This window comes from Paenibacillus algicola, from assembly GCF_005577435.1.
GTDB lineage: Bacteria > Bacillota > Bacilli > Paenibacillales > Paenibacillaceae > Paenibacillus_AQ > Paenibacillus_AQ algicola.
Genome location: NZ_CP040396.1, coordinates 97,539 through 116,934 on the forward strand (window position 1 = coordinate 97,539; position 19,396 = coordinate 116,934).

Consider the following 19,396-nt stretch of genomic DNA (forward strand, 5'->3'; position numbering starts at 1 on the left):
GGATACAACCTTGAGAATAAACAAATTTATTAGCGAGACCGGATACTGCTCCCGCCGGGAGGCAGACAAGCTGGTCGAGAGCGGACAGGTCACGATTAACGGAGTAAAGGCAGTCTTGGGCAGCCAGGCGGAGGAAGGCGATGACGTTCGTATCTCCGGACGACGGCTTCTGGACAAGAAGGAGAAGCATGTATATATTGCCTTGAATAAGCCAACGGGCATTACGAGTACGACCGAGCAGCATATCAAAGGTAATATTGTTGATTTTGTCGGTCATTCAGAGCGAATCTTTCCCATCGGACGGCTGGATAAGGACTCCGAAGGATTAATTCTGCTGACCAGCGACGGTGATATTGTTAACAAGATTTTACGTTCGGAAGGCAAGCATGAGAAGGAATATGTTGTTACCGTGGATCGGCCGATTACAGAGTCATTCCTCAAGGGCATGTCGAGCGGTGTACGCATTCTGGGTGAGATGACACTGCCCTGCACGGTGACAAGAATGACGGAGCGGACCTTCCGGATTATTCTGACTGAAGGCAAGAACCGCCAGATCCGGCGCATGTGCAGTGCTTTCGGCTATGAAGTCAGAAAGCTGCAGCGCATCCGCATTATGAATATTGAATTGGGCAGCCAGAAAACCGGCAGCTGGCGGGATCTGACCGGTGAAGAGAAGTCAGAGCTGGGACGGCTGCTGAACTATTCACTGAGCTGAGAACGCTGCTTCCCGTATACATGAACGCGATATCGCCAAAAGGGGCGATCGGCATTGTAATGTGCCGGTCGCCCCTTTTATCAATTATACCTGGAATTATTTCTCGTCCTTCGTATTCGTTACATTAATATAAGCGTTATTATCTTGATATTTCCGGATAATGGACACCTCAACGCGTCGGTTCTTCGCACGGCCCGCTGATGTATCGTTGGTCGCAATCGGATGGTACTCCCCGTAGCCAATCGGCATGAAGCGCTTAGGGTCCAGCGATTTATTAAGCAGCAGGATCTTCATGAACTGCAGGGCGCGGTCCGAGCTCAAGTCCCAGTTGGAAGGGTACTTGGCGCTGTTCATCGGGACGTTGTCCGTATGACCGGACACGATAATATCGTAGGCCGGAACCTGCTGCAGCATTTTTGAAATTTCCTCGGCCAGCTTGCGGGAATCTGTTTTAATGACCGCTTCACCGGAAGCGAACAACGCGTTGTCACGAATCGTGATCATGAGCTGGGAATGGTTCAGTTTGGTGCTAAGCTCGGTCGTCAAGCCGTTGTCTTTGATGTATTTATCCAGCTGCTGCTTCAGCTTCTCCAGCTCTTCCTGTTCCTTCTTCATGAGCGCTTCGCGGGCAGCCTGCTCGGTAGGCTTGGGCGCCTCTGTTTTGACATTGGTGACTGCGTTAAACTTGCCTACATCTGCAGGCTCCTGGCTCGGCTTCGTATTATTGTACTCCAGCACGCTGGCGCCGCCGTTCAGGACCGAGCTGAAGGCCTCGCTCATCTCCTGAAACTTCTTGGCATCGGAGGCACTCATGGCGTAAAGCACGAGGAACAACGCAAGCAGCAGTGTAAGAAGATCGGCGTAAGGCAGCAGCCAGGATTCATCGGCATGCTCTTCATGGGGCTCATGCCTAGTCTTTTTGCTCACCAGCCCCCGCCTCCTTTTCGCTCATTTGCAGACGCTCCGTCGGAGTCAGGAACACAGACAGCTTCTGATTGATCGCGATAGTGGATACGCCGGATTGAATGGACAGCAGTCCTTCAACCATCATCATGCGGATTTCGACCTCCCGCTTGGACATGCGCTTAAGCTTGTTGGCCAGCGGGTGACAAATAACATAACCGGTAAAAATACCGAGCAGGGTTGCAATAAATGCAGCACCGATGGCGTGGGCCAGCTCGTTCATATCGCTCATATCCGACAGCGCGGCAATCAGGCCGATAACGGCTCCTAATACCCCGAGCGAAGGCGCGTACATGCCCGCCTGTGAAAAGATCAGAGCCCCCGAACGGTGGCGCTCTTCGGTTGCATGAATATCCTCCATCAGCACATCGCTGACAAATTCCTGATCGTTGCCGTCAATAATCATCCGCATTCCATTGCGGAGGAAGGCATCGTCTATTTCTTCCACCTTCGCTTCCAGAGCAAGCAGGCCTTCGCGGCGGGTGATGGAAGCCCAGTCCATGAACGTGGAGATCAGCTCGGCCTTATCCATCAGATTCTGCTTGGAGAAGGTCATCTTGACCAGCTTGGGGAACTTCTTCAGCTCGGCCATCGGGAAGCCGATAAAAATGGTTGCTGCCGTTCCTCCAAAAATAATAAGGTAGGCTGCCGGGTTCACCAGTGACGTAACGGGGGCACCTTTCAAAAACATACCGACGATTACGGACAGAAAACCCAAAACTAAGCCTATGACTGTTGCGATTTCCATAGCACACCTCATCCATGAGAAAATAAGTAACGAATCCATTCGTTTACCCGCTGGCCGCCTCTTTATAAGGGGTGGCATGGGTACTACCCTATTTATCGTCAGGAAGGGCTTTTTTTTTTAGCGGTATTTTCCGGTATAATAGAGACAGGGGAAAACTAAGTGCATGATGAGGGCTTATCAAAGGAGTGAACAGTCAATGGGTGTGAAGCATGGTAGAGATTACGGTGAGATTCTTGCTGACTTTACGGTATCGGTCGGACGCATTCCGGACAGCTATGTTTTTTTTGAAATGGATCTGAGCGATTGGGAGCATTTGAACACGACCGAGCAGAATGAGGTCCATGAGGCCTTGGCAGAGGATTTATTTTATGCGCTGGGTACGGAGCCGGTAATCCCGGTAGGAAGCGGAGTCGTTATCCACGATCCGAAGCAGCATCGCATCAATGTACTGATTGGTGAGGAAGAGCTGGATGTGGTCTCGCTAATCTGAGGAGAGCTTGCTGGAATAGGAATTACGGGGGAGGAAGATAAGCATGCTGTACACACAGCAGGAGGTAGAAGCCCATCTGGAGAAGCTGGAGGGATGGGAGCTGGAGCAGGGGCGGTGGATTATAAGAAAATATACGTTCCCTTCCTTTATGAAAGGCATTGCCTTTGTGGATGAGGTAGCAGCGATCTCGGAGGCGTTTGACCACCATCCTTATATCACCATTGATTTCAAGACGGTTACGCTGCGGCTGACCTCCTGGAATGAGGGTGGTATTACCGCACTCGATATTAAAGAGGCACAGCAGTTTAACGAGGTATACGAGAAAAGAAGGTCCGCAGAGAACGGATAACGAGGGTCCATGGGGAAGATCCAATCACCACCTATACATTAAAAAAACACGCTTGGGTCTGCATGAGACCAAGCGTGTTTCGTGTGAAGCTATTATTTCTTCTCGGCGAGGTACATCGCCACATTAGCAATTTCCTCTTCCGACAGCGAATCCTTGAAAGCAGGCATGCCTGGTGGGCGGCCTTTAGAAATCACAGTGAAGAGGGCTTCAGCATCCAGCTTAGCGCCTACCTGATTCAGAGCCGGGCCTGCACCGCCTTGAAGCTGGTCTCCATGACAGGTAATACAGCTGCTCTTCAGTACGGCTTCAGCGTCTGCTGCAACCATAGTAACCTCCGGCATGGTCGGCTTCGCTTCTTCTGCAGCCTCTTCTTTACCTGGAAGCGTGAACAACAATACAAGAGCCAACGCGCATGAGAAGAAGAAAATGCCGCTCATGATCCATTTCTGCATCGTCAAATCGTCCTTTCCTATGTATGTGCATGTATTCCTATTATAGACGATCCTGTCGGGACAGCAAAGCAGTTGTGACAAAAAAAGCACAGACATGCTCATCTGAAAGCTATAATATCACAGAATCGTGACAAAATGCAGTCTTTAGCCCGGCACATATTCCATACAATAAAACTCGGCCATCCCGGAAGGCGTAAGCTTCTCATAAGAATCCGTAATGCCAAAGCCGGCCTTGCGGTAGGTGCGGATCGCGCGCTCGTTCCAGGCCAGAACCTCCAGATCTAAGGGGCCGCTTGGATAACGGCGCTTGGCCTCGTCTACAATGGCCTCCACAAATCGCTTACCCATTCCATGTCCGCACCAATCAGGGCGCATCCCGAGACCGATGCGAATGACCCGGTCCAAGGGAAATAGCTGTGCGAACCCCCATAGTCTGTCCTGCTCATCCACTACAGAAAGATACTGCTCCTCCCGAATGAGGGGATCGCCGAATTCCACGCCAAGCTGAACCATTTGCTCCCACGGGAGCCAGCCATAAATATTGTAGGGCTCTGGATAACGCCAGCTGCATACGTCGATTGCATGCTCAAAGGTCATGGGAACTGCTCGAAATAAAGGGTATGAGTCAATCATGGGAGGCACCTCACGGCAAAGGGTTGTTTACGCTTTGAAAATATACAACATATTATTTTCCAAAATGTGTTTCATACTCAGGGATACGGGTATTAAAGCAGTAAGACGCACGAGAAGATAAAAAGTTGTGGCTTTTACATATTTTTTTGTAAAATGAAAAACCTTTTGCCTTCTTCCTGCGTTATAGAAGTATAGCACAAACAAAAGCCCCGAAGAGATGTTGGCGCATCTGCTTCGAGGCAAGTCAATGACATGAATTGGATTAGTTGTAATTCACGGCGACGGCCTTGTACTTGCTCTCACTCATGACCCGCTTGGCTCCGACATAACGCTTGGCGAAATAGCTGGAGTTGAGGCTGGTAATAGTGACTCCTTTGGAGCTGGAGGAATGAGCAAACTTGCCGTTGCCTACATAAATCCCAACGTGGGAAACACCGCGGCCTGTCGTATTGAAGAATACGAGATCACCGGCCTTCAGGCTGCTCTTGGACACAGAGGTCCCCACCTTATATTGAGCGGAAGAAACACGCGGTAAGGTGACACCGAGCTTCTTGAACACATAACTTGTAAATCCGGAACAATCAAAGCCTTTCGTCGTTGTTCCACCCATCTTATAGCTTACGCCCATGACCGGCTTAATCGTGCTGGTAAGCTTTGAATCTGCGAAAGCGCTTCCGGCAGTAATGCTGAGCGCGAGCGCTAAACCAAGTGAGACTGCAGCCAACTTCTTCTTCACGTGAAAAGCTCCTTCCAAGCCTGCGAGGTTAGCTTAAGGGTTCGGTTGAGAAGGTTAACCTATGACCCCTCTGTTACAAGGTCAATTCACCCAGGACGGATCCCCCGTTTTCCTTACATTCGGAAATTCGGCTTTCTGAAAAATGTTAAAGTATTGGACTCAACGACAATATGGCTAGGTACATAAATGATGACATCAAGATGACAAATTTGTTACTATCACTTTCGTTATTTTAGCAGAGTATTTACATTTTGGCAAACAAAGGAACGATATTTAATAAAAAAAGAAACGGATGTCCCGGGAAGCAGCAAAAAGGAGCTGTCGCCACAAGATTCAATCTTGTCGGCAGCTCCTTTTTTAGTGGACCGATAACTTTTTATTTTGTAGATGATGATTTAAATACGTGATACTGTGAGGCCATTCCCCACACTTGAAAAAGGCTCTTCAGGAAATAGGAAGCCTGCTGCAGCAATAGGCCGATCAGGCCCGACCACCATAAGGACATCCCGCCGATCAGTAACGAGGACAGCAGGGCCAGGCCGCCAATGAGCAGGGAGAGCGGAAGCGCGCTGCCGAGGCGGCGCAGGAACAAGAGCAGGGCTGAGGGAGTTCCTGTGCCGGACGTATATCCAAACTGCATGTACAGCAAAGCCAGACGGATGATCCATACATACAGAAGCCATCCCAGCACCCAGAGTCCCGGCTGCAGCAGCGCCTGCGGATGACGGGCTGCTTCAATGAAGGAAGGCAGGGCCTCCGGAAGTAACCAATACAAGGGCAGCCCCAGCAGGATCAGCTCCAGGATATAGAACAGCGTCAAGGGCTTCCACAGCTTCCGCATGCCTTGAAAAAGAAACAGCCCCCGCTCCCCCTCGGCTTCCCGGTGAAGATGATACATCATTCCGGCCCGAATGCAGGGAGTCAGCAGAATATGCACAGCCGCAAGGAGAATCAGCATCCATACAGCACCGGAAAGCAGTCCGCCGCGGGTCAATGCCAGCTCTCCTTCAAAAAAATAAAGCAGTCTGCTCAGCTCATGCGGAGCGGGATCGGGGTATCGCAGCAGCAGCGGCACGACGATGGAGGAAATGAGGCGATACAGGCAGTACCCCCAGAGCAGCCGATATACAAACAGCAGAATAATGACATAAAACTGATCCTTCACACTTCCCCATCCTAAACCCGCGTATGTTCTCATATAATCCCCCCTACCATGACAGCGCTCCGTACAGCGTCTCGATCAGCTTGGTGACGCTCAGGTTCCAGCGTGTCACCTGCTTGGCCTCCATGCCGGCCTTTAAATAGTTGTTCACATGCTTGTTCTCAAGCACCATCGTGTAGTCGGGATCAGCCATCGCCCAGATCAGCGGGGAGGAGGAGGTCACCTTGAAGCGTGCAGCCTCGCTGCTGCCGTCCCACACCCGGCGGATCGTTTCTCCATTCTCAAAAGCGAACGTCACGGGCACCTGGTGAACCGGTCCTCCCCGGCTGCTCAGCGTCACTGTGGTCGTATAGGAAGGATGGTCTGCTGTACCGGTGGAGGCCCCCTCAATACTTTCCACGGCAACATCCATCATCTGTGCGCCATACACATAGTGGTCGAAATAGCTTTGCCATGATGATTCGGTGATCTGCTCTACAACCTGCTGGAAGTCCGCTGTAGTGGGATGCTTGAAGCGATATTTTTGGGCATAGGCTTTCATGATCCTCTCCATCGTCTTCGCACCGACGTGCCGCTGTATGTCCTGAAGCACCAGCTTGCCACGGGTATACACGTTTTGGGCATAATGCTGGTGGGAGCCGTATTTCCATGCCTCCTGCGTCAGGGAGGAGGGCTTGGCAATGGACGCAGCCTGGGCTGCCGTGTTCGGAGTGAGGCCGTATTCCAGCTCCATCACCTTTTCCTCCGCGTAAGAAGTGAAGGCTTCATCGAGCCAGGCTTCTTCAAATTCATTGCTGGCAATCATGCCGTAGAAATACTGGTGGCCGATCTCATGAATGACTGTGCGCTCCAGCTCATAGCCAGGGGAATCATCCTTGGCCCCGAAGGCTGTGATGAGTGTCGGGTACTCCATGCCGCCGGCGCCATTGCCCTCTTCGGGAGGCACGACAATGGACAGAGTGGAGTATGGATACGTCCCATACCACTTGCTGTAGGATTTCAGAGCCGCTTTGGCTGCATCGAAATAGCGGTCCTTCAGATGCTTGTGCAGCGGATCAAGATACAGCTTAATCTTGACTCCCGGCACCCCGGGTGCTGAAAAAGCTTCTTCGGCAGCGATAAAATCAGGGGATGCCACCCAGGCGAAATCGTGGACATCATCGGCATAAAACTGATATATTTTTTCGCCGTCCGATGTGACTGCGGATTTGGTCGGGAAGCCGGTCGCGGCGACGATATAATGCTCCGGTACACGGATGCGTACGCTGTAGATGCCGAAATCGGCATAAAATTCAGAATTTCCATGATACTGATGAAGGTTCCAGCCCTCCTCAGAGGCTCCCCGCGTTCCTGCCGGCTCATAGACACTGAGCTTCGGAAACCACTGCCCGGCCATTGTGAAATCCCCCGCGCTTCCCATTCGCGCGAATATTTTAGGCAGCTCCACTTGAAATCCAAGATGCAGGGTGATGCTCTCCCCGCCTTTTACCGGCCGGGGCAGGCGAAGCTTGACCAGCGTTTGATCGTTGATATTGCCGTCATCCGGCTGTACGTACTGAAGCCGGTGCAGCAGTGAGAGTCCGTCTGTCGTCTTGACCTCGGTAATGCTCATCGAGCCGAAGCCGTCCTGTGGCATGGTATCCGAACGGAGACGTCCGCCGGATTCCTTCATAAAGGTTGTATCTTTGGAAGCAAATGCATTGGGATAAAGGTGAAAATAAAGCTCGGTGACGGCTTTTTTTCCCGGATGAGTCCAGGTCAGGGTCTGTGTTCCGGTCAACTGGTTCTCTTCCGGCGTCAGGCGCACATCCATGTGATACTCCACCAGCCGGTTGCTGAGGGCAGGGGCCGGCAGATCGGGCTGCACCTTGGGCGGGGACAGCGGTGCTTTGACGGCAGACGGTGCTGTCCCGGATTCCGGACCGAAAGCGGGGTCGGCCGTACCGCTGAACCGGGCAATGAGCAGGAATGCTCCTGCCAGCATGACGAGCGCGAGCATGGATGAGAGAAAGACCTGGATACGTGGTGGGACCATTTCAATAACCTCCCGTTGACAAGCATGTACAGCATGTATATGTTTGCAATGGGATGATTATTAGTTAAAATAAAATTAATTACGGACAGGGCCTATGACAGCCTTGCAGCCTAAAGACAGTGTTCTTCACTGTACCTACAGGAGGGTTAAAGAAGCATGGACAATCAGGAGCCGCAGGGCAAGAAGCAGATTGCCTTGAACATCATAAACAGTAAGAGCAAGCATAAAGGATTCGGAGCAGGGTCGATTGACCTTAATAGTGTGTCGCCGGTCATTATTGACCGCGGGGAAGCCAAGATCGAGATCGGGGCCATGCACGCCAAGAGCAAAGTGGAGCGGGGCATTAAATTTTTTACGGACCGGGAAGAGGTGCCCAACGGACGCCAGGTGTGGATTGTATGGGTCGCTGTAGACCGGACGCCGGAAGGACAGCACTACGGCGGCATGACCGCCTGCGAGATGCTGATTGACGAGGAGAACAAGCGCGGCTGGAAAATTCTTGCCGAGCATGTGAACAGGCTGGATGCTTCGCTGAAGCGCAAAGTGATGCTCGAAGGCTTGGGAAGTCAGGAGAAGCAGGCCCTGAAGCAGCTGCTTATTGAGAAGAATCAAGAGTGGTGGGATGCTACACCGGAGTATGTGAAGCAGGCTCTCGAGGAATAACAGCAAGACGCCGGGGTGATGGATGCCCGGCGTCTTTTGGTATGGTCATACGTTTAGAAAGGTAGCTTGTACGTAAACGTGCCGCTCTCTTTCAGAAGGAATGTGCTGTAATTCCATTGAAAGGTCAGGGTTCCGTTACGATACCCGGTATAGGCCAAGCCATCGCCATCAAAATCGGATTCATTTGTTGGATAGGTCTGAATGACCTCGATCGCTTGATCACTGAGCAGCTCAGGGTAGAGCAGCTTGGCTTCCCCGGTCACAGGATGAATAAGATACAGGACGGCTTCCTTTAAAGGACGAACCAGCAGAAACTTCTCTTCGATGACTTCCACCGAGAAATCCCCCGAAAGGCCGGTGCTTTGAGCCAAATCGTAGGTCTTGACCGTTTTGCCTGTCGGGTGTACGATCTCTAGCTTGCTGCCGTCCATCATGGGAATATGTCCTTTAAAGCCCCCGACACTCGGTAAAATGGGTCGTCCACTGAAATTGCCATAATAGGTGCTGCTTTCCTTGATGGTCTGACCTTGATAAACAAGCACCCGATGGCGTGTTTCATGAATATGCGGCTCGCCGTAAGCATTCAGGAGATCCAGGACGTAGCTGTCCTTGTTCACTTTACGGACTGACAGATCCAGCAGGTCCGGGTGCCGCAGGGTGATGCTTCCGGCGGGAGACATGGCTTTTCCTTGGCTGCCCAGGAGCAGCTTGCCACTCTCCTTGTCCAGCCAGAAGATCATATTACCGGTTCGGGCAGCGACATAACGCGGGGCTTGGGCGGTGAGCTTGACGCTCGTGCCGCCGCTCCACTGGACGTTAGCCCCAAAGTAGCGGGATAGCAGGGAAGCAGGAACGTAGGTAACTCCCTTTTTTACAATTACGGCGCCGTCCAGCTTTACCACCTGCCCTGTCGCGTTCACAGCGCTGGAACGGCCGGGTGTCAGTGTCAGGGACTGCTTTGGTCCCAGCGCCAGCACGTTCTTTTTATCATTCGACGGCGTGACCAGGAGATCTAGTGACGCGGACAGCTCTTTTAAAGGTACATATACCTGGCCGTTCAGCTTGAACGGCGAATGCTCCAGCCGCAGCTGGAATGGTGATGGGCTGGTCTCTGAGGCAGCAGCCGCGGCATGCGTGTTCAAGCCCGTCAGCGTGGAAGGTGCAGGAGTGAACCCGATCGAGAGGGCCAGCACGGCTGCGCCGGCGATCTTGCTTGCTTTTGGAATATTCATGGCAGGAGGCCTCCATTCAAATAAAATGGTCATATAGTTGGCATTATTAACGTAGACGGCCTGAAAGTGGAAAAAGTTTCACGATATCTCATACAAGCCTGCAGAATCCTACTGCTGGCCATAGCAAAGGGGTACCCGACATGCCGAGTACCCCTGCTTCTTTATGGACGAATCTGCTGCTCTTTAAGGATATCGCGGATTTCGGCCAGCAGCAGCTCCTCCTTGGATGGCTCTGGCGGTGCAGGAGGCTTCGCTTCCTCTTCCTCCTCTTTGCGTTTCAGCATGCTCAGTCCTTTAATGAACATAAAGATGGAGAACGCCACGATGACGAAATCCAGCACCGTTTGTAAAAAAGCTCCGTATTTCAGCTCCACGCCATTAAACGTGTACTGCAGTGCCGACAAGTCGAGGCCGCCAAGCAGCAAGCCCAGCACCGGCATCAGCAGGTCATTGACGAGCGAGGTTACAATTTTGCCAAAAGCTCCGCCGATGATGACCCCGATCGCCAGCTCCAGTATATTGCCCTTCAGTGCAAATTTCTTAAAATCCTTCATCCATTGCTTCAACGTTCATGCCCCTCCAGCCTTGAGTTCAATGTTTGAATCATTTGAAGCTAAACATATCACAGGACCGCCAGGGGCGCAAAGGCCAGGAGAAGGAGAAATGCGGTTAAAAATGAAACGGACGGGCGTTCTTGTCCCGGATCGAGACATAGGGATGGTCCTGGATATAAAAACGCCACGGCTCTTCCGCATACTCCTCCGCATACGGAATGTTGATGCGCGGTGCCTGCACAATATTCAGGGAGGATACGTCGCCGCCCTGCTCCAGGTGCAAGGGACCGCCAGGCTGTATCAGAGACCAGCCGTTCAGGCTCTTATCAATGCGGAGCGCAAGACACAGCTTGCCGGGGCCGTTGCTTACGTTCACGGCTTTACCGCCGGGAATCCGGGCGCGGTAGCGCTGCATCAGGGCAGCATCATGCGGGGTGAGCGGCTCCACCGCACGGATCAGAACGGCCTGAGGATCATCCGCTGGCCCCGTCACAAGATTCAGGCAGTGGTACATGCCGTATATCAAATACACGTAGGCTTCTCCCCCCGGATGAAACATCGTTTCTGTCCGGGGGGTTCGGCGGGCGGCATAAGCATGCGAGCCCTTATCCTCCACCCCGCCGTAGCTCTCGGTTTCGACAATACGGCAGCGGATTTCACCGTCCTCCGTGCGCCGCACCAGAATTTGATTCAGCAGCCGCGGGGCGGCCTCTAGTGCCGGAAGGCTGTATAGCTCCGGAGGCAAGGCTTGCGGGGAGGCCGGGGCATGGGGAGCTGAGGAATTTGCAGCTGTCCCGCTGCCTGCGCGCTCATGATCTTCAGGCCCGTCAGGGCTGCTGTAGCGTAATGTGTCCATCAACGAATGTCCTTCCTTTCCTATAAAATGAAGTATCGTTTACCGGGCAGAAAATACTTTTCATCCCGGAAAAGCATCTATATACTATTACCTGAATCGTCCCCAATTTACGCTTTCAAGTAAAGCCCGGCGTGTCAAAGCGTCAGGTTACAGCCTGGAGGGAGGGGCAAAGAAATCGGTAAAGGAGGCATACCATGAATTGTCCAATTTGCGGACAAGAGCAGCAGGTCAGAGGAGCGTATTGTGAGAAATACGGGGCGATGCTGAGCACAGCGAGCATCCGGAGCGGGAACTGTCGGCAGGCCAGACCTATTATTCACCCTCTTCATCGGTGCCAGCGCCCGTTGTACATACTTCTTCCTCGTCGAAACAGGAGCCAGAGCCGTCCAAGGCGGCCGCTTACCTGGATCAGGCCAAGGACGGCTCTCGAATATACATAAGCTATGCCCTGGAGGTTCTGAAAAGTCCGTTAGCCGCTGCACAAAGAACTGGCAGCGAGCAGCTGGTCAACGGCGTCATTTCTATCGTTTTATTTACCCTGCTCATTCCGTTGCTGGTTTATATTATGATCGGCAGTAACGGACGGAATTTGATCGAATACTCCATAGGCCGCAGTCCTTTTACAGAAATTGTCCTCAAGCCATGGTTCTGGCTGCTCGTGCTGACGGGGTTGAGCGCGGTGTACACTGCGGGCGCGGTGAAGCTGTCCAGCTCTTCAAACGTACATATTAAAGAAGTCATTGCGCGTTACGGAACGCTGCTCGTGCCGTTTATCGCCCTCATGATGATCTCATCACTGCTGATTTCCATGGGAACCAGCCTGGGCAGTATGCTGCTCATCATCGGTCTGGTCGGTGCATATTTCACGGTCCCTGCCCTGATCATCACAGGGTACTTCAATCAGGCAGGGCGAGGCAACATGGATGTGCTGTACAGTATTCTGCTGGTCTATGCGGCCCTGCTCGTTACCAACATGCTCATCGGCAGGTCGCTGATGAGCATGATCGTTAACGGACTAGGATTCTGATTGATCTCATAGCACCGCCCAAAAAGGAGCTCCCCGAACCCGAGGGAAGCTCCTTTTTGACAATCCATTGTACGCTTTACTCTACCCACCACCGCTTGAAATGAGACCACCAGGAATGCTCCTGCTGCTTCTGTTTCTCGGCATCTCCAAGGGTATCCTCTTTCTCTGCAGAAGCCGGTTCACCGCCATGGCTGCAATACTCGGACGGCTCCGTGCCGGGCAGAAATACCTCCAGCGTCTTGGCAGGACAGTCCGGTCCGGCCCGCAAACCGGTAGTGGGATCGATATACAAGCTGACGACTCCTTCCGGGATCGGAAAAATCTTCGGGGGCACGTTCTCCAGCACCTCTTCCGTAAACTGGGCAAAAATAGGGGCAGCATGCCGCGCCTCACTCGTTGAAATTTCGCGCCCCTTGTCATAACCGACCCAAACGGCCGTTGCAAGCTCCGGCGTGTACCCGACCAGCCAGGCGTCCGTGTCGGTGGTGCCGGTTTTGCCAGCAACGGGACGCTTCATCAGCGCCGATACTCTTCGGCCGGTTCCGCCATCCTCAAAGACGCTTTCCATCATGCGGGTCAGTATATAAGCTGCCGCCGGCTCTACGACCTGCTCTCCGACTGCCTCTGGAGCCGTGTACAGCTTGCGTCCGGCGGCATCCGTAATGCTGAGGATGGCGGTCACCGGCATGCGCCGCCCGCCGCCGGCCAGTGTAGAGAAGGCGGAAGCCATCTCCAGCGGGCTGACTGGAGAGGTGCCCAGAGCGAGCGAGGGCACCTCTTCCAGGCTGCTCGTAATGCCCATCCGGCGCGCCATGTCCGTCACTTGATCTGTACCGATCTGCATAATCGTATTCACGGCATAAATATTGTCCGAGGCCGCGATCGCCTGCTTCATATTGATCTCGCCCCAATATTTGCCCCCGAAATTGCTGGGCTGGTAGGTTTTGCGGTTATCATCATAATGAAACAGGGTGGGCTGGCTGTTGAACAGGGTGACACTGGTCATCTGCCGCGAGGATAGCGCAGCCAGATACATAATCGGCTTAAAGGCAGAGCCGGGCTGGCGGGTTTGAGCCAGGGCATGGTTGTACTGATTCTGGCGGTAATTCCGGCCGCCGACCATCGCTTTCAGGTGGCCGTTCCGCGGATCGACCGACACCAGGGCCGTCTCCAGCTCGGTGTCCCCCTTCAGCTCCGCTGCCACCGCCGCCTCTGCGGCTGCCTGAGCGCGGGGATCGAGTGTCGTATAAATATCCAGTCCGCCCTGCTGGAGCTGCTGCTCTGTAATTTGAAAGGTGCTGGTCAGCAGGCCTTTGACATAATCCCGAAAGTAAGAGGCGACCGCCTTGTTCTCCTGACGGTCCTGAGGCAGCAGGGCAAGCTGTGCGGAAGAAGCCTTCTCTGCTTCCTGCTGTGTAATGTCTCCGGACTCTACCATCGCCTGCAGCACCAGCTTCTGCCGGTTCATTGCGTTCTCCAGGTGATTGTATGGAGAGTAATACGTAGGCCCCTTCGGAATGCCTGCCAGCATCGCGCTTTCGGCCAGATTCAGCTCCTTCGCGGACTTGTCGAAATACAGACGGGCAGCCGATTCAATGCCGTAGGCGCCGTGTCCGTAGTAAATTTCGTTCAGGTACATCTCCAGAATGTCGTCCTTCGAATATTTCATTTCCAGCTGCACGGTATAACGAGCTTCTTTTAGCTTGCGCTCCAGCGTCTTCTCGTGGGAGAGATACAGATTGCGCGCGAGCTGCTGGGTCAGCGTGCTGGCTCCCTGCTTGCTGTTCCAGTGCTGGAGATTCACCAGCACGGCACGGGCCATGCCCTTCAGGTCGAACCCGGGATGCTGGTAGAACTTCCGGTCCTCCACGGCGAGCGTGGCCTGAATTAGCAGCGGGGAGATGTGAGACAGCTCCACCCGGTCCGAGGTGCGTCCATCGGGCGAGAACGTGGCAATGACCTCGCCCTGGCTGTCCAGCAGCCGGGAGGCACGCTCCGTTTTGGCAACTGGCAAGGGTGTAATATACAAATAGCCGAGCACTCCAGCGCCGGCGAGGACGGCCAGCAGGCAGACAACAGCCAAGCTTATGGCGAGCCGGAGGGGCCAGGGCTTACGGCGTTTACGGGAAAAAGGCTGCGAACCGTTCATCGCGGAAGCTCCTTCATTATTTTTGCGGACGATGCCTGGGTGTGACTTCAGTGCACTTATCGTTTGCCCACTGCTTTTTCCAGGCCGATCCTGTTATTCATTATGGGGCTTCTCTTGGCAGGATATTCATGGGGACGTGAGTGCATTGAGGCAGACGGGGAAAAGGCTAGATAATTTGGTTGCATTTTGGGCTTGATTTAATATAATACAATTTGTTTGGTACAATAGAAAAAGATGTGAAACAACAATACGCGGCACCTGCCGGCATCAAGTTTTGCGGCCTGGATCTGGACGGCTGAACATTTATTCTAGCGGAAAGAAGGTAGAGACGATGGAATTATGGTTTACGGAGAAGCAAACCCCGACGTTCGGCATTACAGCGAAGATTCGGGAAACGTTTGTACATGAGAAGACGGAGTTTCAACAGCTGGATATGATCGACACGGAGGAATTCGGGCGGATGCTCGTACTGGACGGTATGGTCATGACGACGGTAAAGGATGAATTCGTCTATCATGAGATGGTCGCTCACCCCGCTCTGAATACGCATCCGAATCCGAAAAAGGTGCTCGTTGTGGGCGGCGGAGACGGCGGCGTCATTCGGGAAGTCATCAAGCATCCGGACGTTGAGAAAGCGGTGCTCGTCGAAATCGACGGCAAGGTTATCGAATACTCCAAGCAGTACCTGCCGGAAATTGCCGGTAAGCTGGATGACCCGAAGGTCGAGGTGCTGGTTAATGACGGCTTCATGCATATCCATGAGCACAAGAATGAATATGATGTTATTATGGTGGACTCCACCGAGCCGGTAGGCCCTGCTGCTCCGCTGTTTGAGCGCGGCTTTTATCAAGGGATTTATGAGGCATTGAAGGAAGATGGCATTTTCGTAGCCCAAACCGACAACCCTTGGTTCAAAGCAGACCTGATCCAAAAGGTGAACAACGACGTCAAGGAAATTTTCCCGATCGTACGGGTGTACGGCGCGAACATTCCAACCTACCCAAGCGGTCTGTGGACCTTCACGATGGGCAGCAAGAAGCATGATCCGCTGGAAGTGGACGAGTCCAGTATTGCTGACCTGGATACCAAGTACTATTCACCTCGCCTGCACAAGGCGGCATTCGTTCTGCCTAAATTTGTGGAAGACCTGGTGAAATAGGAGAGGAGCACACAGCGAATGAAACTGGAACAAGGATATTCCGGCAATGTGTTTATTTTGAGCTCCGATAATTATGAGGCCTCCAAAGCGGTGATCTACGGGATGCCGATGGACTTTACCGTCAGCTACCGTCCCGGCTCCCGCTTCGGCCCGGCGCGAATCCGTCAGGCCTCGGTCGGCCTGGAGGAGTACAGCCCTTATCTGGACAAGAGCATCGAGGACATGACCTATTTTGACGCAGGGGACCTGATGCTGCCCTTCGGCAATGCAGCACGCAGCCTTGACGTCATTGGAGATTACATCGGCAAGCTGCTGGATGACGGCAAGTTTCCGGTCGGTCTCGGCGGCGAGCATCTCGTAACCTGGCCGATCATCCAGAAGATGTACGCGAAATATCCCGACCTGATTCTCATCCATATTGATGCCCACGCAGACCTGCGGGAGCATTATGAGGGTGAGCCGCTGTCTCACTCCACACCGGTACGCAAGGCGGCCGAGATGATGGGCGGCAGCAGCATTTATCAATTCGGCATTCGTTCCGGATCGCGTGAAGAGTTTCAGTACGGACGTGAGCATATTCACTTCCATCCGTTCGAGGTGGCCAAGCCCTTGAAGGAAGCATTGCCTTCCATGGGCAATCGTCCCGTGTACGTGACCATTGATATTGACGTGCTCGATCCATCGGCTGCGCCGGGCACCGGTACGGCTGAAGCGGGCGGCATCACCTCCAAGGAGCTGCTGGAGGCCGTGCACCTGATCGCGAACTCCGATGTGAACGTTGTGGGCTGTGACCTGGTGGAGGTCGCTCCGATTTATGATCCTAGCGAGCAGACGCAGATTGTGGCCGCGAAGCTGATCCGCGAAATGCTGCTCGGATTCGTGCGCTAGGCGCAGGCTTTTATTCATAAAACCAAGCCTTTCCTTATTCAGCGATTCAAGCTGAATAAGGAAGGGGCCTGGTTTTTTTCATTGATAGGAAACTTGCGTGGGTCAGGGCGGAAATTGCTATAATGAAGACATCTGAATCCATTAGACCCAAGGAGGCGCACTATGAAATTTCGTGTATCCGCCGTTCAATATCATTTACATACCATCTCTTCCTTTGATGAGTTTGCTGCCCAGTGCGAGCATTATATACGGACTGCTGAGGAATTTGAGGCTGATTTTGTCCTGTTTCCCGAATTCTTTACCACGCAGCTGATGTCCATTGGCGATATGCAGGGCCAGGCACTAAGCATCAATGACCTGCCAGGCTTCACGGAGCGCTACCGGGAGCTGTTTCAGGGCTTCGCGCAGAAATATGGAATTCACATTATCGGAGGAACCCATGTCATCCGCCGCGAGGGCAGGCTGTACAATGTCGCTCACCTGTTCTACCCTGATGGCAGGGTGGCTGAGCAGGCGAAGCTTCATATTACTCCGTCCGAGGTGACGGGCTGGAATATGGGTGCAGGCGAGGGACTGCAGGTGTTTCAGACGGAAAAAGGAACCATTGCGATGCTGACCTGCTACGACATTGAATTCCCGGAAATTGTACGGATGGCGAAAGCGAAGGGGGCTGATGTCATCTTCTGTCCGTCCTGTACTGATGATCGGCATGGCTTCCACCGTGTTCGCTATACGAGCCACGCCCGCGCGATCGAGAACCAGGTTTATGTCGTGCTGACAGGCACGGTGGGATCACTGCCTACGGTAGATTTAATGCGTGCCAATTTCGGCCAGGCTGCCGTGATTACGCCGAATGATATTCCGTTCCCGCCGCAGGGTCTGCTGGCCGAGGGCGAGCTAAACAACGATATGATCATTACCGCAGATCTGGATCTGGAGCTGCTGTACCAGGTGCGGGAAAAAGGGTCAGTGACGACCTGGCGCGATCGCCGCACGGATCTCTACCCGGATTGGGAATAGCTTTTATTGCATGATAGTAAGCTCATACTCATCACGCTCAGGAGGTGCAGTGTACGATGCCACAACCAGCTTACCGTCAAGCCTTTTATGTGTTTGACGGCAGTACACCCGTTCCGGCTTTGATCCGAAGCTATACGCCGGAGGATTTTGAAGAACTGATTGTGATCCAGTCTGAGGCCTTTCCGCCGCCGTATCCGGCGGAGCAGTGGTGGAATGAGGAGCAGCTCCACAACCATGTGGAGCTCTTTCCCGAAGGGGCGCTTTGTGTAGAGGTGGACGGCGTTCTGGCGGGGTCCATCACGTCCCTCATTGTGAACGAGAAGCCCGGGGAAGCTCATCGCTCCTGGAGCCAGGTCACGGATCATGGCTATATCCGGACCCATTGCCGTGAAGGCAATACACTGTATATCGCCGACATTTGTGTACGGCCCAGATTTCGCAAGCTCGGTCTCGGCAAATGGCTGCTGCAGGCGCTGTATCATGTTACCGTGGAGCTGGACCTGGACCGCCTGCTCGGCGGCGGGCGGATGCCGGGCTATCAGGAGCATGCCGCAGACTTGACGGCTGCCCAGTACGTCGATGAAGTGGTGTCGGGGCGAATCAAGGACCCGGTCATCACCTTTTTGCTGCGGTGCGGACGGACTCCGGCCGGCATTGCTGCAGATTATCTGGAGGATGAGGAATCCTGCGGGTACGCCGTGTTAATGGAATGGAAGAACCCGTTTAAGAGCTGACGGGCTGAAGGCATAAGATACATAAACCATCCATAAAGGAGGCTTAACGCATGATGGAATATATCCGTATTACCCATATTGAGGACCCGCTGTTTCGCAAAATGCACGACCTGATGAAGGAGGTATTCCCACCGGAGGAGGTGCTGGAATACAGCCTGTGGAAGGAGCCGCTGGAGGACCCTGGCATTCGCGTTTTCGTGGCGCTGCATGAAGGGGAGGTCGTAGGCACGACAGAGTACCGCTACTACGAGGACTGGAATGTCGCTATGACAGACTTCACCATTATCGGCCGCGAAGGGCTGTCCATTGGCCGCTTCCTCGCACAGAATCGGATGAAGGACCTGATGTCACTGGCCCAAGGAAACGGCGGTCAGGAGCTGCTGGGCATGTTCGCAGAAATATACGATCCGTACCGCGTAGAGGATCACGCATTTGGCGGCGTCAAGCCGATGGATCCGTTCGTGCGCCGCGAGGTGCTCTCACATCTGGGATACAAGCGGACAGATCTGGCGTATGTGCATCCGTCCTGGAATAACGACGGGGAGGCCGTCAGCGGGCTGGACTTCTGCTTCATGCCGACGGACGATGCACTGGACACGCTCCCGGCAGAGCTGATCGCAAGCTTCCTGAAGCGGTACTATGCGGTGCTGCCGCAGAAGCCGCAGGCCTGGAGTGACATGGTGGCCGAGCTGGAGAAGCGGGATACTGTAGCGCTTTTACCGCTGTAAACAAAAGCAGCCTGATCCTTGACCACGGATCAGGCTGCTTTTGAAAATGAGAATTGAATTGGCGCTCTATACTGGATATAGTAGTACAATAGGTAAGGAAAGG

Annotated in this window: 21 protein-coding genes and 1 riboswitch; of the genes, 10 read left to right on the forward strand and 11 right to left on the reverse strand. The window is 53.4% G+C overall.

Annotated features, from left to right (window positions below; genetic code table 11):
* Window positions 1–10 precede the first annotated feature (10 nt).
* Window positions 11–715 (forward strand): 23S rRNA pseudouridine(2604) synthase RluF, encoded by a 705-nt coding sequence (gene rluF / locus E6C60_RS00465; protein WP_138223969.1) that lies wholly within the window; start codon window positions 11–13, stop codon window positions 713–715.
* Between the two features lie 96 nt (window positions 716–811).
* Here the strand turns inward: rluF and motB are convergent, their stop codons facing one another.
* Both motB and motA read right to left on the reverse strand, forming a co-directional pair.
* The gene (motB, locus tag E6C60_RS00470) at window positions 812–1,642 is read right to left on the reverse strand and encodes a flagellar motor protein MotB (protein WP_138223970.1); all 831 of its coding nucleotides are present in this window, start codon (window positions 1,640–1,642) and stop codon (window positions 812–814) included.
* Window positions 1,626–2,426, reverse strand: a complete 801-nt coding sequence (gene motA / locus E6C60_RS00475; protein ID WP_138223971.1) for a flagellar motor stator protein MotA — start codon at window positions 2,424–2,426, stop codon at window positions 1,626–1,628. Before motA ends, motB begins: the two co-directional genes overlap by 17 nt.
* Window positions 2,427–2,622: 196 nt before the next feature.
* Between motA and E6C60_RS00480 the strand changes: the two genes are divergently transcribed.
* Entirely contained in the window at window positions 2,623–2,916 is a 294-nt protein-coding gene (locus tag E6C60_RS00480) for a hypothetical protein (RefSeq protein ID WP_138223972.1), read from the forward strand.
* 43 nt (window positions 2,917–2,959) lie between these two features.
* Window positions 2,960–3,265, forward strand: a complete 306-nt coding sequence (locus tag E6C60_RS00485) for a 4a-hydroxytetrahydrobiopterin dehydratase (protein WP_138223973.1) — start codon at window positions 2,960–2,962, stop codon at window positions 3,263–3,265.
* Window positions 3,266–3,357: 92 nt separating this feature from the next.
* Here the strand turns inward: E6C60_RS00485 and E6C60_RS00490 are convergent, their stop codons facing one another.
* The 5 genes from E6C60_RS00490 to E6C60_RS00510 all read right to left on the reverse strand — a co-directional run bounded on the left by E6C60_RS00490 (window position 3,358) and on the right by E6C60_RS00510 (window position 8,283).
* Complete coding sequence (locus E6C60_RS00490; protein ID WP_138223974.1) at window positions 3,358–3,717, reverse strand: c-type cytochrome; 360 nt, start codon at window positions 3,715–3,717, stop codon at window positions 3,358–3,360.
* A 144-nt stretch (window positions 3,718–3,861) separates the two neighbouring features.
* Window positions 3,862–4,350: a GNAT family N-acetyltransferase gene (locus tag E6C60_RS00495; RefSeq protein ID WP_175415117.1), complete on the reverse strand. Its 489-nt coding sequence runs from the start codon at window positions 4,348–4,350 to the stop codon at window positions 3,862–3,864.
* 262 nt (window positions 4,351–4,612) lie between these two features.
* Window positions 4,613–5,086 (reverse strand): C40 family peptidase, encoded by a 474-nt coding sequence (locus tag E6C60_RS00500; RefSeq protein WP_138223975.1) that lies wholly within the window; start codon window positions 5,084–5,086, stop codon window positions 4,613–4,615.
* Window positions 5,087–5,089: 3 nt separating this feature from the next.
* A riboswitch (cyclic di-AMP (ydaO/yuaA leader) is annotated at window positions 5,090–5,229 on the reverse strand.
* A 233-nt stretch (window positions 5,230–5,462) separates the two neighbouring features.
* Window positions 5,463–6,284 (reverse strand): hypothetical protein, encoded by an 822-nt coding sequence (locus tag E6C60_RS00505; protein WP_138223976.1) that lies wholly within the window; start codon window positions 6,282–6,284, stop codon window positions 5,463–5,465.
* A gap of 10 nt (window positions 6,285–6,294) precedes the next feature.
* Window positions 6,295–8,283, reverse strand: a complete 1,989-nt coding sequence (locus tag E6C60_RS00510; protein WP_138223977.1) for a M1 family metallopeptidase — start codon at window positions 8,281–8,283, stop codon at window positions 6,295–6,297.
* 156 nt (window positions 8,284–8,439) lie between these two features.
* Between E6C60_RS00510 and E6C60_RS00515 the strand changes: the two genes are divergently transcribed.
* The gene (locus E6C60_RS00515) at window positions 8,440–8,946 is read left to right on the forward strand and encodes a YwhD family protein (RefSeq protein ID WP_138223978.1); all 507 of its coding nucleotides are present in this window, start codon (window positions 8,440–8,442) and stop codon (window positions 8,944–8,946) included.
* 53 nt (window positions 8,947–8,999) lie between these two features.
* Here E6C60_RS00515 and E6C60_RS00520 read toward each other — a convergent pair whose 3' ends face one another.
* The 3 genes from E6C60_RS00520 to E6C60_RS00530 all read right to left on the reverse strand — a co-directional run bounded on the left by E6C60_RS00520 (window position 9,000) and on the right by E6C60_RS00530 (window position 11,588).
* Window positions 9,000–10,178 (reverse strand): copper amine oxidase N-terminal domain-containing protein, encoded by a 1,179-nt coding sequence (locus E6C60_RS00520; protein ID WP_175415118.1) that lies wholly within the window; start codon window positions 10,176–10,178, stop codon window positions 9,000–9,002.
* 161 nt (window positions 10,179–10,339) lie between these two features.
* Window positions 10,340–10,732: a large-conductance mechanosensitive channel protein MscL gene (gene mscL / locus E6C60_RS00525; RefSeq protein WP_138227554.1), complete on the reverse strand. Its 393-nt coding sequence runs from the start codon at window positions 10,730–10,732 to the stop codon at window positions 10,340–10,342.
* A 115-nt stretch (window positions 10,733–10,847) separates the two neighbouring features.
* Complete coding sequence (locus E6C60_RS00530; RefSeq protein WP_138227555.1) at window positions 10,848–11,588, reverse strand: DNA-3-methyladenine glycosylase; 741 nt, start codon at window positions 11,586–11,588, stop codon at window positions 10,848–10,850.
* A gap of 331 nt (window positions 11,589–11,919) precedes the next feature.
* On the opposite strand from E6C60_RS00530, the gene E6C60_RS00535 reads away from it, so the two are divergent.
* Window positions 11,920–12,615 carry a hypothetical protein gene (locus tag E6C60_RS00535; RefSeq protein WP_138223980.1) on the forward strand — a complete coding sequence of 232 codons (696 nt, stop codon included), beginning with the start codon at window positions 11,920–11,922 and terminating at the stop codon, window positions 12,613–12,615.
* A gap of 76 nt (window positions 12,616–12,691) precedes the next feature.
* Here the strand turns inward: E6C60_RS00535 and E6C60_RS00540 are convergent, their stop codons facing one another.
* The gene (locus E6C60_RS00540) at window positions 12,692–14,764 is read right to left on the reverse strand and encodes a transglycosylase domain-containing protein (protein WP_138223981.1); all 2,073 of its coding nucleotides are present in this window, start codon (window positions 14,762–14,764) and stop codon (window positions 12,692–12,694) included.
* 331 nt (window positions 14,765–15,095) lie between these two features.
* Here E6C60_RS00540 and speE point away from each other — a divergent pair, with 331 nt between their 5' ends.
* From speE to E6C60_RS00565, 5 genes are all read left to right on the forward strand, one after another.
* The gene (speE, locus tag E6C60_RS00545; RefSeq protein ID WP_138223982.1) at window positions 15,096–15,923 is read left to right on the forward strand and encodes a polyamine aminopropyltransferase; all 828 of its coding nucleotides are present in this window, start codon (window positions 15,096–15,098) and stop codon (window positions 15,921–15,923) included.
* Window positions 15,924–15,941: 18 nt separating this feature from the next.
* On the forward strand, window positions 15,942–16,811 hold the full coding sequence (speB, locus tag E6C60_RS00550; protein ID WP_138223983.1) for an agmatinase: 870 nt from the start codon (window positions 15,942–15,944) through the stop codon (window positions 16,809–16,811).
* A 162-nt stretch (window positions 16,812–16,973) separates the two neighbouring features.
* Window positions 16,974–17,831: a carbon-nitrogen hydrolase family protein gene (locus E6C60_RS00555; RefSeq protein WP_138223984.1), complete on the forward strand. Its 858-nt coding sequence runs from the start codon at window positions 16,974–16,976 to the stop codon at window positions 17,829–17,831.
* 56 nt (window positions 17,832–17,887) lie between these two features.
* On the forward strand, window positions 17,888–18,565 hold the full coding sequence (locus E6C60_RS00560; RefSeq protein WP_138223985.1) for a GNAT family N-acetyltransferase: 678 nt from the start codon (window positions 17,888–17,890) through the stop codon (window positions 18,563–18,565).
* A gap of 53 nt (window positions 18,566–18,618) precedes the next feature.
* Window positions 18,619–19,293 carry a GNAT family N-acetyltransferase gene (locus tag E6C60_RS00565; protein ID WP_138227556.1) on the forward strand — a complete coding sequence of 225 codons (675 nt, stop codon included), beginning with the start codon at window positions 18,619–18,621 and terminating at the stop codon, window positions 19,291–19,293.
* The last annotated feature ends 103 nt before the right edge of the window (window positions 19,294–19,396 follow it).